Annotated in this window: 16 protein-coding genes; 10 read left to right on the top strand and 6 right to left on the bottom strand. The window is 50.4% G+C overall.

Going from position 1 to position 15,526, the window contains the following annotated elements; all coding sequences use genetic code 11:
- Positions 1-34: 34 nt before the first annotated feature.
- The 7 genes from EDI29_RS00675 to EDI29_RS00645 all read left to right on the top strand — a co-directional run bounded on the left by EDI29_RS00675 (position 35) and on the right by EDI29_RS00645 (position 6,437).
- Positions 35-949 carry a Fe(3+) dicitrate ABC transporter substrate-binding protein FecB gene (locus EDI29_RS00675; RefSeq protein ID WP_137739309.1) on the top strand — a complete coding sequence of 305 codons (915 nt, stop codon included), beginning with the start codon at positions 35-37 and terminating at the stop codon, positions 947-949.
- On the top strand, positions 946-1,941 hold the full coding sequence (gene fecC, locus EDI29_RS00670) for an iron-dicitrate ABC transporter permease FecC (RefSeq protein WP_137739308.1): 996 nt from the start codon (positions 946-948) through the stop codon (positions 1,939-1,941). The genes EDI29_RS00675 and fecC overlap by 4 nt, the downstream gene beginning before the upstream one ends.
- The gene (gene fecD, locus EDI29_RS00665; protein ID WP_137739307.1) at positions 1,941-2,900 is read left to right on the top strand and encodes a Fe(3+) dicitrate ABC transporter permease subunit FecD; all 960 of its coding nucleotides are present in this window, start codon (positions 1,941-1,943) and stop codon (positions 2,898-2,900) included. Before fecC ends, fecD begins: the two co-directional genes overlap by 1 nt.
- Positions 2,901-3,668 (top strand): Fe(3+) dicitrate ABC transporter ATP-binding protein FecE, encoded by a 768-nt coding sequence (gene fecE, locus EDI29_RS00660; protein WP_137739306.1) that lies wholly within the window; start codon positions 2,901-2,903, stop codon positions 3,666-3,668. It abuts the gene before it with no gap.
- Positions 3,669-3,861: 193 nt separating this feature from the next.
- Positions 3,862-4,491, top strand: coding sequence for a glutathione S-transferase family protein (locus tag EDI29_RS00655; protein ID WP_137739305.1), 630 nt, complete (start codon positions 3,862-3,864; stop codon positions 4,489-4,491).
- Between the two features lie 628 nt (positions 4,492-5,119).
- The gene (locus EDI29_RS00650; protein WP_137739304.1) at positions 5,120-5,599 is read left to right on the top strand and encodes an Hcp family type VI secretion system effector; all 480 of its coding nucleotides are present in this window, start codon (positions 5,120-5,122) and stop codon (positions 5,597-5,599) included.
- A 1-nt stretch (position 5,600) separates the two neighbouring features.
- A complete protein-coding gene (locus tag EDI29_RS00645; protein WP_167494464.1) occupies positions 5,601-6,437 on the top strand; it encodes a DUF4225 domain-containing protein in 837 nt (278 codons plus the stop codon).
- Positions 6,438-6,528: 91 nt separating this feature from the next.
- On the opposite strand, the gene EDI29_RS00640 is transcribed toward EDI29_RS00645, so the two are convergent.
- Positions 6,529-6,924: a hypothetical protein gene (locus tag EDI29_RS00640; protein WP_137739302.1), complete on the bottom strand. Its 396-nt coding sequence runs from the start codon at positions 6,922-6,924 to the stop codon at positions 6,529-6,531.
- Positions 6,925-7,924: 1,000 nt separating this feature from the next.
- Here EDI29_RS00640 and mutS point away from each other — a divergent pair.
- On the top strand, positions 7,925-10,489 hold the full coding sequence (mutS, locus tag EDI29_RS00635; RefSeq protein WP_193555627.1) for a DNA mismatch repair protein MutS: 2,565 nt from the start codon (positions 7,925-7,927) through the stop codon (positions 10,487-10,489).
- Between the two features lie 76 nt (positions 10,490-10,565).
- Here mutS and nlpE read toward each other — a convergent pair whose 3' ends face one another.
- Positions 10,566-11,255, bottom strand: a complete 690-nt coding sequence (gene nlpE, locus EDI29_RS00630) for an envelope stress response activation lipoprotein NlpE (RefSeq protein WP_137739301.1) — start codon at positions 11,253-11,255, stop codon at positions 10,566-10,568.
- Positions 11,256-11,323: 68 nt separating this feature from the next.
- Positions 11,324-11,878 carry a YaeQ family protein gene (locus tag EDI29_RS00625; protein ID WP_137739300.1) on the bottom strand — a complete coding sequence of 185 codons (555 nt, stop codon included), beginning with the start codon at positions 11,876-11,878 and terminating at the stop codon, positions 11,324-11,326.
- A 240-nt stretch (positions 11,879-12,118) separates the two neighbouring features.
- Here EDI29_RS00625 and EDI29_RS00620 point away from each other — a divergent pair, with 240 nt between their 5' ends.
- Together EDI29_RS00620 and rof are read left to right on the top strand one after the other, a co-directional pair.
- A complete protein-coding gene (locus tag EDI29_RS00620; protein ID WP_015731006.1) occupies positions 12,119-12,319 on the top strand; it encodes a YaeP family protein in 201 nt (66 codons plus the stop codon).
- Positions 12,306-12,566: a Rho-binding antiterminator gene (rof, locus tag EDI29_RS00615; RefSeq protein WP_137739299.1), complete on the top strand. Its 261-nt coding sequence runs from the start codon at positions 12,306-12,308 to the stop codon at positions 12,564-12,566. Before EDI29_RS00620 ends, rof begins: the two co-directional genes overlap by 14 nt.
- A gap of 105 nt (positions 12,567-12,671) precedes the next feature.
- Here rof and tilS read toward each other — a convergent pair whose 3' ends face one another.
- The 3 genes from tilS to accA all read right to left on the bottom strand — a co-directional run bounded on the left by tilS (position 12,672) and on the right by accA (position 15,524).
- Complete coding sequence (tilS, locus tag EDI29_RS00610; RefSeq protein WP_137739298.1) at positions 12,672-14,078, bottom strand: tRNA lysidine(34) synthetase TilS; 1,407 nt, start codon at positions 14,076-14,078, stop codon at positions 12,672-12,674.
- Positions 14,068-14,457, bottom strand: a complete 390-nt coding sequence (locus tag EDI29_RS00605; RefSeq protein ID WP_137739297.1) for a VOC family protein — start codon at positions 14,455-14,457, stop codon at positions 14,068-14,070. The genes tilS and EDI29_RS00605 overlap by 11 nt, the downstream gene beginning before the upstream one ends.
- A gap of 107 nt (positions 14,458-14,564) precedes the next feature.
- Positions 14,565-15,524, bottom strand: coding sequence for an acetyl-CoA carboxylase carboxyl transferase subunit alpha (accA, locus tag EDI29_RS00600; protein ID WP_107168776.1), 960 nt, complete (start codon positions 15,522-15,524; stop codon positions 14,565-14,567).
- Between the last annotated feature and the right edge of the window lie 2 nt (positions 15,525-15,526).

The following is a 15,526-nucleotide window of genomic DNA, read 5'->3' as shown; positions in this document are numbered from 1 at the left end:
GACTAACAATCATGACCTCTAACGGAGTTACACTATGTTTGCTCTACTTCGCGTCGTACTGATTACCGCGCTTTGTCTGTTCGGACTAGGCCGCGCCAATGCCGTCACGGTGCAAGATGAACAGGGTTCCTTTACCCTCGACACGCCGCCTCAGCGTATTGTGGTGCTGGAACTTTCTTTTGCCGATGCGCTGGCTGCAATAGATGTCAGCCCAGTCGGTATCGCCGATGACAACGATCCTGACCGAATTCTGGCGGAAGTCCGTGAACACCTAAAACCCTGGCACTCCGTGGGAACGCGCGCACAGCCGAGTCTGGAAGCCATCAGCGCACTGAAGCCTGATTTGATTATCGCCGACAGCAGCCGCCATAGCGGTATTTACACAGCGCTGAAGGCGATTGCACCGGTACTGCTGCTGAAATCACGTAACGAAACCTATGAAGAGAACCTGCATTCGGCGGAGATCATCGGCAAGGTATTGGGGAAAGACAGCGCGATGCAGACCCGTCTCGCCCAGCATCGCGAGACAATGAAAGCCTACGCCGACCAGCTTCCCAAAGGAACGCGCGTCGCCTTTGGCACCTCGCGCGAGCAGCAGTTTAACCTGTATTCCAGCGAGGCCTACACCGGCAGCGTGCTGGCTGCCCTCGGTCTGAGCGTGCCGCCCCCCATCAATAATGCCCCGATGGCCTCCATCAATTTGGAACAACTGCTGGCGATTAACCCACAGTGGCTCATTGTGACGCACTATCGCGAAGAAAGTATTGTGAAACGCTGGCAGCAGGATGCGCTCTGGAACCTGCTGGAAGCCCAGCAAAAACAGCAAATTGCCGCCGTCGACAGCAATGCCTGGGCGCGGATGCGCGGCATTTTTGCCGCGGAACGCATCGGCAGCGATACGGTGAAAATATTTAAACATCAGCCTGTTAGCATCAGCAGCGAGCAATGAAGGAAAATTTCCATCCGCTCTGGCGTTGGGGATTGCCGATAGCGGCACTGCTGGGCGTGTTCTGGCTCAGCCTGTTCTGTTATTCCGCAATCCCCATTCCCGCACTCAGTGCCATCAAGGCGCTGATTACAGGATCGCCGTCTTCACTCCCAGAAGCGTTGGTGCTCAACCTGCGCCTGCCACGCAGTCTGGTTGCCATCTTGATCGGTGCCAGCCTGGCGCTGTCCGGTTCACTGCTTCAAACCCTGACCCATAATCCGCTAGCGTCTCCTTCCCTACTCGGCATCAACAGCGGCGCGGCACTGGCGATGGCGCTGACCAGCGCCTTCACGTCTTCGCTCTCCGGTTACCCTATCGCCTTTGTTGCCGCTATCGGCGGTGGGCTCTGCTGGCTAATGGTGATGGCGGCGGGCGGCGGCTGGCGACAAACGCTTGACCGCAATCGACTGATTCTGGCTGGCGTCGCGCTATCCGCGCTGTGCATGGCGTTAACCCGCATCACGTTGCTACTGGCGGAAGATCACGCCTATGGCATTTTTTACTGGCTGGCGGGCGGTGTCTCCCACGCGCGCTGGGTGGAGTTCTGGCAACTCTTCCCGTTTGTCATCATCGTCTGCCCCGTTGTACTGCTGATGGCAAACCAGCTTAACCTGCTGAACATCGGTGACGCGAGCGCCCATACGCTGGGCGTCAACTTAGGCCGTCTGCGCCTGCTCCTCAATCTGGCGGTGCTAATACTCGTGGGAGCCTGCGTGAGCGTAGCGGGCCCGGTAGCGTTTATCGGCCTGTTAATACCGCATCTGGCACGTTTCTGGATCGGCTACGATCAGAGAAAAATGCTCCCGATGAGCATATTGCTGGGTGCAGTATTTATGCTATTGGCCGATCTGCTTGCCCGCGCGCTCGCCTGGCCGGGTGAACTCCCTGCAGGGGCGGTGCTGGCGCTCATCGGTGCGCCCTGTTTTGTCTGGCTCGCAAGGAAACGAGGATAATGCGCCCCGTCATTGTGTTTATCTCGATTACGCTACTCTTACTGACGACCCTCATTCTGTCGCTGCGTATGGGGGCGATTCCGCTGCCGTGGTCGGCGTTGATGAGCGGCTGGCACAACGCCAATGAACATCATTATGTCCTGACGCAGTATCGCCTGCCCCGCGTACTGCTGGCGCTGTTCGTCGGCGCGGCGCTGGCGATTTCCGGCGTGCTGGTGCAAGGGATTGTGCGTAATCCACTGGCCTCACCGGATATTCTCGGCGTGAATCATGCCGCGAGTCTGGCGACTGTCGGCGCGCTAATGTTGGTGCCAGCTCTCCCAGTGCTCTGGCTGCCGCTTCTCGCGTTCATCGGCGGTATCGCCGGACTGCTGCTGCTTCGGTTTATCGCGGGAGCGTCATCCCCGATGCGGCTGGCGCTCATCGGCGTGGCGCTGTCCGCCGCCTGGGCAAGCGTCACTGATTATCTGATCCTCTCCAGACCGCAGGATATCAATAATGCGCTGCTGTGGTTGACGGGTAGCCTATGGGGACGTGACTGGTCATTCGTCATGGTCGCCCTGCCCGTCCTCTGTGTGCTGATTCCGCTCAGCCTGCGCTTTTGCCGCGATCTGGATTTATTGGCGCTGGGCGATGACCGCGCCAGCACGCTGGGTGTCAATATCAGGCGTATCCAATTCTGGGGACTGGCGCTCGCCGTGGCACTCGCCGCGACCAGCGTTGCCGTGTGCGGCCCCATCGGCTTTATCAGCCTCGTGGTGCCGCATCTGATCCGCCATCTGGTGGGAGGACGGCACCGCTGGCTGCTTCCTACTTCTGCCGTTGCTGGTGCGCTGGTGCTACTGCTTGCCGATCTGCTGGCACGCACGCTGAACCCGCCGATGGAATTACCCGCTGGGGTACTCACCGCAATTATTGGTGCACCTTGGTTTTTCTGGCTTCTTATGAGAATGCGCTAAATGGAACTGACAACACAAAACCTGACGGCGGGCTATGGCGACAAACGTATTCTTGATAGCCTGTCGTTATCGCTCCCCAGCGGAAAAGTCACCGCCCTGATCGGCCCTAACGGCTGCGGTAAGTCAACGCTGCTAAAGTGTTTCGCCAGGCTGCTTACCCCGAAGTCCGGCGCTATCCTGCTCGCTGGCAAACCGCTCTCTGCGTTCTCCGCCCGTCAGCTCTCGCGCCATCTGGCGCTGTTACCGCAGCATCACCTCACGCCAGAGGGGATCACCGTACGTGATATGGTGGCCTACGGGCGCAGCCCTTGGCTATCGCTGTGGGGACGGTTATCACCAGACGATCGTCAGCGCGTGCAGCTCGCGATGGAGAAAACGCACATTGTCGATCTGGCAGACAGACGGCTGACCGATTTGTCCGGCGGACAGCGTCAACGGGCGTTTCTGGCAATGCTGGTGGCGCAGGATACCCCCGTCGTCCTGCTCGATGAACCCACCACCTATCTCGACATCAATCATCAGGTCGAATTAATGAAACTACTGCGCGAACTGAATCAGGCCGACAAAACGGTCGTGACCGTCCTGCACGATTTGAATCAGGCCAGCCGCTACTGCGATCATTTGGTAATGCTGGCAGGCGGACGCGTAATAGCACAGGGGTCACCGCATGAGGTGATGAAACCGGAGCTACTGCAACAGGTGTTCAGCATCGATGCGGAGATCCACGCCGAGCCGGTATCAGGCCAACCGATGTGTGTGGTGCGGTAATCGCAGGTCATGTTCTTATCCACCAGAGCAGATACAACAGCCTTATAAAAATATTTATGCCCCTACAAAAATAGCCTTGTTAGCCGTGAATCATCGGAATCGCTACCCTACGTGTATTACCCGAAATCAATACACGTAGTAGCACAACATCATGGCGATTAGCTCAAATCATCAGAATTTAAGGAAGCGTAATATGGGATTAACATTACACCATCTTAATGATTCTCGGTCTGTTCGTATCCTCTGGTTACTTGAAGAAGCCGGGATACCTTATGAACTTGTCAGATATCAGCGGGATGAGAAAACGCACCTGGCACCAGCGTCATTGAAAGCGATACATCCCTTAGGTAAATCACCATTGATTGAAGAAGATGGCAAAGTCATCGCAGAATCCGGCGCGATTGTTGAATACCTGATCAATCGCCACGCAAAACACTTAGCCCCAGAGGCAAGCTCAGCCGAATATATTGATTATCTTCAGTGGGTACACTTTGCAGAAAGCTCCGCCATGTTGCCGGTTTTATTGAAGATCTTTGGCGAATTTGAAAAGAACACTGGCACCACACTGAATTTCCTTGAGCGTTACGCTGACAACGAATTCGATAAAGTCTTTTCATTTTTAGACGACACACTGTCCTCAAGAGAATTTATCGTGGGCGATACGCTAACCGGCGCGGATATTATGCTCGGTTTCGTTATCAATACCGTCGTGGAGCGGCTCGTTCCAGCCGATCGTTTCCCCAATATTCAACGCTATTCACAGCGGCTGAAAAATCTGCCTAGCTGGCGAAAAACCCAGGATATTGAAGCAAACGCAGAATAACGAATAAGCGCGAGGCATAACACCGATGTCGGGAAAACTTGCGAGCCGCCTCGCGCACTCCAACAATAGTAGAAAAATCAGATACGCATCCTTGTCTCAGTCTGGTAACGTCGCGTTGACGTCAAATAACGGCTATCAATGCTAAGATAGCGCACTCGCAGGTGATGTTTTTCATCTGCCAGCCAGTATACTTCTGGCATTCCATCTCGATGCTCAGGTGACGAGCCGTCAGTAAGGTTGACCATCCAACCCTGCGCTATCATCCGAACGAACAAAAGCGTTAAGACTGAGTAAAATCAATATGAATGAAGCCACAGAGAAGGACTTCACCGCCCCCCATGATGCAGCAGTATTGATTTTTATATATTACTCATTGATAAATATATAATAAATTTTTAATTACCGATTTTTAGTATACCTATGGTCTACATTTTCGATGTATGCCTCACTAAAAACAAACCCATGAATATATAATTTATACGATAATTATAATCAAAATAACCATTTTAAATCATACACATCGCACGATAACCGCTATTGACTCATTAACTAAAAAATGCAGAAATTACTCATCCCAAGGAAAAAGGATTTATGGGGCAGGATTATGGACAACGTTAAGGAATAAATAATGGCAAATTTGATCTATCTGAAACTCACCGGCATCAAACAAGGTCTGATCTCTGCGGGCTGTTCAAGTGCAGATTCCATAGGCAATAAATATCAGGCTTCCCATGAAGATGAAATTTTTGTTTATGAGTTAATGAACCAGATAACAAGACAAGATAACGTTTCACTCTCCCCTGTCGAAATCAGAAAACCAATAGATAAAACCACCCCGCTTCTGGCACAGGCATTGAATGGTAATGAAAAACTAACCTGTGAGTTCTTTTTTTACAGAACTTCTCAATCAGGTGGTAATGAACTCTATTTTAAACTGGTGTTAAGAGATGCGGTTATCAATGATATCCGTTTTTTCGCCCCAAACTCATTAACGCATAACGAATTACAGCCACAAGAGAACATTTCATTTAAGTTCGCATCGATTGAATGGGAGCATGTGGTCGCTCGGACAAGCTCTTATATCTTATGGAAAGATGTGGAGTATTAACATGAGTATTGATTCATCCCATCAATTTCACTTTTTAGAGGAAAGCAACCGCCTGAGGAGGGTTGCTCTGTTGGCTTCCTCTTTTTTCATTCAAGATAAAACATTAAGAATGCGTTATCTTCGTGAAATTGAGGATTTCATCAATGAAACAGAGATGAAACTCAGGTCATCAACAATTAGTTTTTTTGATAAAAATCATATCCTGCATGAATTGGTAACCGAGCGTGAAGAAACAGAAAGAGACTACCAAAAACTACGAACCGGTGATTATGTAAAATATATCGTTACGGATATATTTGAAGACCAGGGTGTTTTAAAATACACCAAAATTGCATCTGGTGTTGTTTCGGGTGGTTTTCAGGCATTTATGGGAGTTCAATTCTATCGATTGGGAAAATATCTCAGTGTAAAGCATTTTAAATCATTCGGGGTTTTATTAGTTTCTCATGGCGGCAATAACATCTATGAATCATTAAGTCCTATTATCCATGATGGGGAATATAGTTCGGGAACAGTCAGAGACATATACAGAGGCCTTGCATCTTTAGCCGGGTATAATAAAGATATCGGGGATGCTCTGTATAGTGTTGGTGATTTGTCACTCACCATTTACGCATCTTTAAGGACACCAGTCTTAGTAGACAGTCCTACCCGATTAGCTTCACGAGGTTTTATGGATAAACCAGGAACAACAAAACTATTCAAATATGCTCATGCCGACTTTAAACCAAAATATACTGCGGCAAGCAGCATAATGAAGGTTTATATGGTAGGGGGTTCTGCCTACAAAATATATGCTGAATTTACAGATGAAAATTACCGCTTAGGCGATAAATGATTCTTTAGCCTAAAGACATTAGGCTCATCACTTCTCTGTAGCAATGACAAATGTCATTGCTAACTCCACAAGTACAAAAATCACATATCATTTAAAACCTGACTAAATAATTAAATGAATTTAAAACCCGCAGAGGGATTAATTTAATCATCATAATCATTGTGATTTTGTAGTTTTCACTTTTAGCTTTCATAAAACTGACAAACGCAATTCCATAAATTAATAAAAATATTTTTATACTATTTATTGCAACACCATGCTCATAGTAACCATAAATAGCAAACCCCAGAGACATAAGAAAAAGCATCAGCATTTCATTCCAGCACAGATATGCAATGAAATAAATATAATCAGAAAAAGACTCAATGTCTTTTATTTTTATATTTTTCCCATAAGCCCTATTTTTTGTATCTACATAGTTATTTTTCAGGCGAAGTAATTCCCTGACACTCAATCCTGATTTCAAGATTAGCGCTCTTTTATTCATATGCACTCCCTCGCACAAACCATTTCCAATAACCAATCTCGAATTTGAATAAGGTTGAAATAAAATTAGTTAGTAAAAAAAATTACCATTCTAAATTTAATTAATTTTACAACCGTGATTATGCGGATATTATAAAAATCACTCTCAACCTTTAATACGCAAAAAACAATTACAGAAAAAAGAATTAAAAACACTGTTATACTTGCAACTACATTCCCATTTTTATAAAAATCATAAATAGAAAAAAATAGACTCATGAAGACAGGAAGATACATTGATTTCCAGCATAAACGAGTAACGATAAAAACATAGTCTGTAAAGGACTCGGCTTTCTTCGTTGGGGTATTAAATTTAAAATTATCGTTTGTGACATAGACGTAATTATTTTTCAGGCGAAGTAGCTCCCTGACTGTCAGCCCTGATTTTAAGAGTAGTGCTCTTTTATCCATCATCCATTCCCTTGATTGTTTGTTCTTTTACTACTGCAATCTTACCCTATGATTGACTGCGGCATTAGGCAAAAATGTCACCCATTATAAGCTCAACAACATTGATTGCTTCCCGGTTGTATTCATCTTCATTTTATTGACCTTATATACCCCAAATAATTCGAGTTGCAGGAAGGCGGCAAGAGAAGGAGTCCCGATGAGCTTACTCAGGTAAGTGATTCGGGTGAGTGAACGCAGCCAACGCACCTGCGGCTTGAAGTATTACGGGTATACCTCTTCAGAGCAAACTTGCGAGCCGCCTCGCGCACCCCAACAATAGTAGAAAAATCAGATACGCATCCTTGTCTCAGTCTGGTAACGTCGCGTTGACGTCAAATAACGGCTATCAATGCTAAGATAGCGCACTCGCAGGTGATGTTTTTCATCTGCCAGCCAGTATACTTCTGGCATTCCATTTCGATGCTCAGGTGACGAGCCGTCAGTAAGGTTGACCATCCAACCCTGCGCTATCATCTGAACGAACAAAAGCGTTAAGACTGAGTAAAATCAATATGAATGAAGCCACAGAGAAGGACTTCACCGCCCATACGCCGATGATGCAGCAGTACTTTAGGCTAAAGGCTGAGCATCCAGAAATCCTGCTGTTTTACCGCATGGGCGATTTTTACGAGCTGTTCTATGACGATGCCAAACGGGCTTCTCAACTGCTGGATATTTCGCTGACGAAACGCGGCGCTTCCGCAGGGGAACCGATCCCGATGGCGGGCGTTCCTCATCATGCCGTCGAGAACTACCTTGCCAGACTGGTGCAAATGGGCGAATCCGTCGCTATCTGCGAACAGATTGGCGATCCCGCCACCAGCAAAGGTCCCGTTGAGCGCAAAGTCGTACGCATCGTTACACCAGGCACCATCAGCGACGAAGCACTGTTGCAGGAAAAGCAGGACAACCTGCTGGCAGCGCTCTGGCAGGACAGCCGGGGATTTGGCTACGCCACGCTGGACATCAGCTCTGGACGTTTTCGCGTGAGCGAGCCAGCAGACCGGGAAACCATGGCGGCCGAGTTACAGCGCACCAATCCAGCAGAATTACTCTACCCAGAATCCTTTGAGTCCATGGATTTGATCGAAAATCGTCATGGACTCCGCCGCCGTCCGCTGTGGGAATTTGAACCCGATACCGCGCGCCAGCAGCTTAACCTGCAATTTGGTACTCGCGATCTAACCGGCTTTGGCGTCGAGCAGGCAAAGCTCGCGCTGCGGGCAGCAGGATGCCTGCTGCAATACGCGAAAGACACCCAGCGTACTTCGCTACCGCATATTCGTGGCATTACCATGGAGCGCCAGCAGGACGGCATCATCATGGATGCGGCAACGCGCCGTAACCTTGAACTGACGCAAAATCTGTCCGGCGGTGTGGAAAATACGCTGGCTGCCGTACTAGATTGCACTGTGACGGCAATGGGCAGCCGGATGCTGAAGCGCTGGATTCATATGCCTAGCCGCGATGTTGATGCGCTCAAACAACGCCAACAGGCCATCAGCGCGTTGCAGGAGATCACGCCAGATCTACAACCCTATTTGCGGCAGGTCGGCGATCTGGAACGTATTCTGGCACGCCTTGCTTTACGCACGGCACGCCCACGCGATCTCGCGCGTATGCGCCATGCTTTCCAGCAGTTTCCCGATATTCGCGAACAGCTTGCGCCGTTGGAGACCGACTCTGTTCGCCGTTTGGTCAGCCTGATTGGCCAATTTGATGAACTGCGTGATTTGCTGGAACGCGCCGTTGTCGAAGCACCGCCGGTGCTGGTACGCGACGGTGGGGTCATCGCACCGGGCTACCATGCAGAATTAGATGAGTGGCGTGCGTTGGCTGACGGTGCCAGCGATTATCTGGATCGTCTGGAAATTCGCGAGCGTGAAAAACTGGGGCTTGATACGCTGAAAGTCGGCTTCAATGGTGTGCACGGCTACTACATTCAAGTTAGCCGAGGCCAGAGCCATCTGGTGCCGATCCACTATGTCCGTCGCCAGACGCTGAAAAATGCCGAGCGCTATATCATTCCCGAGCTGAAAGAATACGAAGACAAGGTTCTGACCTCAAAGGGCAAGGCACTGGCACTGGAAAAAGCGCTCTACGATGAACTTTTTGATTTGCTGTTGCCTCATTTAGCGGAGCTCCAGCAAAGTGCAGCAGCACTGGCCGAGTTGGATGTGCTAGCAAACCTAGCCGAGCGAGCCGATACGCTGAATTACGTCTGCCCGACGCTGAGTGACAAACCCGGCATCAAAATTACAGGCGGTCGTCACCCCGTCGTCGAGCAGGTACTGCGCGAGCCGTTTATTTCGAATCCCCTATCGCTATCGCCACAGCGTCGTATGCTGATCATTACTGGTCCCAACATGGGGGGTAAAAGTACCTATATGCGTCAGACTGCACTGATTGTGCTGATGGCGCATATCGGCTGCTTTGTGCCAGCGGATCAGGCGATCATTGGCCCCGTCGACCGTATTTTCACCCGCGTAGGTGCAGCAGACGATCTGGCCTCTGGCCGCTCTACCTTCATGGTAGAAATGACGGAAACGGCGAATATCCTGCACAACGCAACGGAAAATAGTCTGGTACTGATGGACGAAATCGGCCGTGGCACCTCAACCTATGACGGCCTGTCGCTGGCATGGGCCTGCGCCGAGAATCTGGCGAACCGCATCAAAGCCATGACGCTGTTTGCAACGCACTACTTTGAACTAACCACCTTACCGGAAAAAATGGAAGGCGTGGTGAATGTCCATTTAGATGCCCGCGAACACGGCGATACCATCGCCTTTATGCACAGCGTACAAGACGGCGCAGCCAGCAAAAGTTACGGTCTAGCCGTCGCCGCACTGGCGGGTGTTCCGAAAGAAGTGATTAAGCGCGCCCGCCAGAAGTTGAAAGAGCTGGAAACGCTATCGAATAATGCGTCATCCAGTCATATTGACGGCGCGCAGCTAGCGCTGTTGAGTAATGATGAGCCGTCACCGGCCATTGAAGCGCTGGAGGCCATCGATCCTGATGCGCTCACGCCACGTCAGGCGTTAGATTGGCTTTATCAGCTAAAGAAAATGCTCTAACGCGAGTTAGCGCGAGACAAATCGATAGCAAAAAGGCACTGAAATCAGTGCCTTTTCTTTTCACCATCACGTTAGTCTATGAATCGCAGTTTAGCTCCGCATTCATCAAGGCTTTATTGCTACCATCAGGTACTATGGCCTTAATCATTTTGCCCTCTTCCATCGACGGAATGACGGCAAAATGAGCAGGGAGAAGAAGCAGTACCTGCTGACCGGCTGTATTTCTTATGCGAAAATATTGTCTTTCCAGCTCGGCGCTATCTTCCATCACGAAGGTTTTTCCCGTCGCACAATCGGAAAACGTCGCGACATCCGCCATATAGCGGTACATCCCCTTCATCAGCATAGGCGTTTTGGGCAGCGGTTGTTCGGACACCGTTAATTGACGAGGAAGCGGCGAATTGATGGGCAGCCCCTGTTCATCCAACAGCTCCAGCCCTTTATTAACGGGGCGGAAGTAATGTTTTTCTCCTGACCGCTCCGTCAACACCAGCTTATCTGCCGTGCGACGCCACTGGCCATAGGAAGCGAAAACGGTCTCTCCTGGTCTGGTCGTCTTATATTGCTTGTGCAGAATAAACGTCCCGTCTTTTTCCAAAAATAGTGACGTATCAATCCCTTCGCAGTCCGCACAGGGTAAAACGCCACGATAGCTTTGCGCCATTGGTTTAAGGGGCTCTTCCTGAACTTGTGAACGGGTATGACACCCGATCAACCCAGAAATCCCCGCAATCAACAGCACACCGATAGCCAGTTTTTTCATCATTATTTTTCTGTCCCTCTGTCCTGTTTTCCCGTTCTTACTCAATACGCTGTAACGTCCCCAACTTGTCATCATCCCTGAGTCTGAGGAATTTTCCACTCAGAAAATGTTATTTCAAGACTATTCTTATCGTCAGACAACCAGATCGTGCCGTCCTGTATCGTTGCCTGTAGTGACATGGTGCGCTGGACTAGTCCGGCAAGCTGAGTCAGTTGATTGTCATCTAAAAAGCGGACAGCCAGATTCTTGTATCCAGAAACCTTGCCCGATATTGCACTCCACCAAACCTGTGCCGCACGCTCGCTGTAGGCATACAGCACCACGGCACGGGACTGGTTGCAGGCTTTCTTCAGACGCTTTTCATCTGGCAGGCCTAACTCAATCCACAATTCCAGCTCCATCGTATCATTACGTCGCCAGATTTCCGGTTCGTCATCTGCGCTAAGCCCTTTGGTAAAGCGCAGATTTTCATCAGCGTGGCAGATCCACGCTAAAAGCCGCAGCATCATGCGTTGCTCAGTTTCAGACGGATGCTGCGCTATTGTCAGGTTCGCATCGTGGAAAAAATTCCGATCCATATCGGCAATATTGATTGCTGCTTTGTAAACCGTTGCTTTTAATGCCATCAGTGACCTCGTCTTTATTCCCTCCTAGTTTACTTGAGTTAGCGCCATCCTCACAGTAAAGGTGATATCTGCCACGTATCCGATAGATTAGGCATCTAAGGACTACTGATATCCTGTTAATCCCTATGCTATAGTCGGTTTGATAAATAGAGTTTATCTTCGTAGGCTTACAACATCGCGCACCACAGCAAGTGATGATGCATGAATATCTACCGAGCTAAGCTTTTAAGGGAGGATATAGTGCAAGAATACTGTGAATTAGTACGTCGCTTATACGCAGAGATCGCCAGTGGCGATCTGGGCTATATACCCGATTCGCTGGGTTGTGTTTTGAAAACCCTGGATGGCATTGCCGCAAATGAGGCGTTGCCATCCTCCGTCAGGGAACAGGCTGCTTTTGCCGCCGCTAACTTATTGGTGAGTGATTATGTCAATGAGTAATGAATATCAACCCATCAACTGTGATGATTACGACAGCCTGGAAGCCACCTGTCAGCAGAATCTGACGCTGACGCTGGAACTACGTGATGGTGAAGTTGTGACTGGTAAAGCCAGTGATATGATCTCACGTAAGCAGATCGAATATCTGGTGATTGAAGCCTCCGGCACAACACGCGAACTGCGTCTCGATCACATCGTCAGTTTCAGTCATCCTGAAATCGGGAAAGTCGTTGTCAGCGAATCCTGACAGGCTTCTCCTTTCATTTAGCGGCAAACGCTGAATAAATGCTTCCAAAACGGACAACGCAGGTTGTCCGTTTTTATTCTGAGCCTGCCAACTTCAGTTTTTCCCTCAGGCTTTCTTTTCCCAAGATCTCTTTTCCCAAGCTTTCTTCTCCCAAAGAATGTGCCACACTGGCTGGTTCTCTTTCGTCTGCCCTTCTCGCGTGACAAATCGCCCCACCGCCGCAATCAGTTGCTCGTTATAAAACACCAGCGGTGTACGGTCGCGCCACCAGGGCGGAACACCCAATTCCTGCCAGAGTTTTTTGATTTGCCGCCCGTGCGCCCTGCCGACAATATGCACGGTTCCACTGGTCGAAAAGCGAATACTCACCGACTCACCGTTTTCCGGTGCACGAATCGCCACACCGCTATCGGCCAACGACAACGTGCCCAGATTATCGGGTAGCGACAACGGGCATGACGGCGATTGCCACGGGATAATGCGGTCTTTGAGTGACGACATCAGCGGTAGCAGGTAGAGATGTTGGCGAAAACGGCGGATCTGCATCTGATTCAGTTGCAATACCGGTTCCGCATCCTGACGGCTTGTCGCAACCTCATCCCAGAGCCGTTGTAGCTGTTCACGCGCAGGCATCGTTGATCCTTGCTGCGCCAGCCAGCGCCGCAGGAGTGCAAAACGACGCACTGGGCTCAGCGGTATCAGACCGTCAATGCTCAGCGCGCCATCCGGCTGGCATAGCGCCTGCAATGATTCCTCTAGTAGCTCATCGAGCAGTTGTTCCTGTTCGGCACAAAGCTGGGCGCTACGTGCCACGGCGGAGGGAAAATGCGGCCAGCGCTGCGTCAATCGCGGTAAGATTTGGCGACGTAGAAAATTGCGGTCGAAACGTTCATCCTGATTGCTGTCGTCTTCAATCCAGCCAAGCTGATGCCGCTGTGCATACGCTTCCAGTTGGAGGCGAGAAATGCCTAACAGCGGGCGCACAAGACGATGCTGACCGAGCGTTGTATTGTCACCGAGAAGAGTACTGTCACCGAGAAGGGTGCTAGCCGCCATCGCAGATAATCCGGCAGGCCCGCTGCCGCGTTTAAGCGCCAGTAAAAAAGTTTCGCTTTGATCATCAAGATGCTGCGCCGTCAGCAAGGTTTCCCCGTCTTGTAGATGCGCTTGCAGCGCCTGATAGCGCGCCGCTCTGGCTGCGGCTTCAATGCCGCCGTTCTGCGCCTCAACCTTCACCGGCAGCGAGGCAAACGGCACCTGCCAGCGTTCACACTGCTGGCGACAATGTTCAGCCCAGCTATCGGCCAGCGGATTTAGACCATGATGAATATAAGCCGCGCGAATAGGCAATCCAGAACGCTGACGCACAGCCACCAGCAGATGCAATAGCACGCTAGAGTCCAGGCCACCGCTGTAAGCCAGCAGGATCGATCGACATCCAACCGTTTGCGTCACAATCGTCTGGAGCAATCCATCATCAGGTTCAGTGCAATCCACAGTATCAGATCTCATACAGTTCTAAGGGCAAGCCGTCAGGATCGGAGAAAAACGTGAAACGTCGCTGCGTTTCAGGATCGATCCGTACAGGCTCACAAATAACGCCAGCCTGCACCAACGAGGCAATGGCCTGTTCAACGTCCGCCACGGCAAAGGCCAGATGACGTAAACCGCACGCTTCCGGCCGACTGACTCGCGATGGGGGATGCGGGAAAGAAAATAGCTCAATGGTGTAACGCCCATTCAGCGAGAGATCCCCTTTCCACGACTGCCGCGCTTCACGGTAGACCTCGTTGTTCAACGTAAACCCCAGCACATCACAGTAAAACGCCTTGCTGCGTTCATAGTCAGAGGCAATCACCGCAATGTGGTGGACATCAAGCAGCTTCAGCATGCTTCAAACCCTCATAGCAAAAAATCCGCTGTCATTTCTGACAACGGATTTTCAGAGTAACGCCAGAATCGACTGATTGATAACACATCAATCAGACAATCACCTTATCAGCAATAGCCATAATTCATCAAACGCTGATAACGGCGGTTCAACAGTTCTTCTTCTGTCAGGCCGTCGAGGTCGAGCAAATCGGCCAGCAGCTGTGCTTTCAGAGACTCTGCCATCGCTGGAACGTTACGGTGCGCCGAACCCAACGGCTCAGGGATCACGGTATCGATCAGTTTCAGCTCTTTCAGGCGCGGCGCAATGATGCCCATCGCTTCCGCCGCCAGCGGCGCTTTATCGGCACTCTTCCACAGGATAGACGCACAGCCTTCCGGCGAAATAACCGAGTAGGTGCTGTACTGCAGCATGTTGACCTTGTCACCCACGCCGATAGCCAACGCACCACCGGAACCACCCTCGCCGATAACGGTACAGATGATTGGCACACGCAGCGTCGACATTTCACGCAAGTTGCGCGCGATAGCCTCAGACTGACCGCGTTCTTCTGCGCCAACGCCCGGATAAGCGCCCGGCGTGTCGATGAAGGTAACGATCGGCATCTTGAAGCGATCGGCCATTTCCATCAGGCGCAGCGCTTTGCGATAGCCTTCCGGTGCAGGCATGCCGAAATTACGGCGAATCTTTTCTTTGGTTTCACGTCCTTTCTGATGACCAATGATCATCACCGGACGCCCATCCAAACGGGCAATCCCGCCGACAATGGCTTTATCATCGGCATAGGCACGATCGCCAGCCAATTCATCAAAGTCGGTAAAGATATGCTTAATATAATCAAGCGTATAAGGACGTTGTGGATGGCGCGCTAATTGCGCAACCTGCCAGGCACCCAAATCGGCGAAGATTTTGCGCGTCAGTTCAACGCTCTTCTCACGCAGGCGCTGGACTTCTTCGTCCAGATTAATATCTAATTTTTCGTCTTGACGGCTGACTGCGGTCAGCGAGTCAATTTTCGCTTCCAACTCTGCAATCGGCTGCTCAAAATCAAGAAAATTCAGACTCATAG

Source organism: Pectobacterium polonicum, from assembly GCF_005497185.1.
GTDB lineage: Bacteria > Pseudomonadota > Gammaproteobacteria > Enterobacterales > Enterobacteriaceae > Pectobacterium > Pectobacterium polonicum.
The sequence above is the reverse complement of the archived record's forward strand: the minus strand, read 5'-3'. Positions and strand labels throughout refer to the sequence as shown.

Coding starts and splice junctions, on each gene's coding strand:
- EDI29_RS00675 (WP_137739309.1), top strand. CDS start 35: ATGTTTGCTCTACTTCGCGTCGTACTGATTACCGCGCTTTGTCTGTTC.
- fecC (WP_137739308.1), top strand. CDS start 946: ATGAAGGAAAATTTCCATCCGCTCTGGCGTTGGGGATTGCCGATAGCG.
- fecD (WP_137739307.1), top strand. CDS start 1,941: ATGCGCCCCGTCATTGTGTTTATCTCGATTACGCTACTCTTACTGACG.
- fecE (WP_137739306.1), top strand. CDS start 2,901: ATGGAACTGACAACACAAAACCTGACGGCGGGCTATGGCGACAAACGT.
- EDI29_RS00655 (WP_137739305.1), top strand. CDS start 3,862: ATGGGATTAACATTACACCATCTTAATGATTCTCGGTCTGTTCGTATC.
- EDI29_RS00650 (WP_137739304.1), top strand. CDS start 5,120: ATGGCAAATTTGATCTATCTGAAACTCACCGGCATCAAACAAGGTCTG.
- EDI29_RS00645 (WP_167494464.1), top strand. CDS start 5,601: ATGAGTATTGATTCATCCCATCAATTTCACTTTTTAGAGGAAAGCAAC.
- EDI29_RS00640 (WP_137739302.1), bottom strand. CDS start 6,924: ATGAATAAAAGAGCGCTAATCTTGAAATCAGGATTGAGTGTCAGGGAA.
- mutS (WP_193555627.1), top strand. CDS start 7,925: ATGAATGAAGCCACAGAGAAGGACTTCACCGCCCATACGCCGATGATG.
- nlpE (WP_137739301.1), bottom strand. CDS start 11,255: ATGATGAAAAAACTGGCTATCGGTGTGCTGTTGATTGCGGGGATTTCT.
- EDI29_RS00625 (WP_137739300.1), bottom strand. CDS start 11,878: ATGGCATTAAAAGCAACGGTTTACAAAGCAGCAATCAATATTGCCGAT.
- rof (WP_137739299.1), top strand. CDS start 12,306: ATGTCAATGAGTAATGAATATCAACCCATCAACTGTGATGATTACGAC.
- tilS (WP_137739298.1), bottom strand. CDS start 14,078: ATGAGATCTGATACTGTGGATTGCACTGAACCTGATGATGGATTGCTC.
- EDI29_RS00605 (WP_137739297.1), bottom strand. CDS start 14,457: ATGCTGAAGCTGCTTGATGTCCACCACATTGCGGTGATTGCCTCTGAC.
- accA (WP_107168776.1), bottom strand. CDS start 15,524: ATGAGTCTGAATTTTCTTGATTTTGAGCAGCCGATTGCAGAGTTGGAA.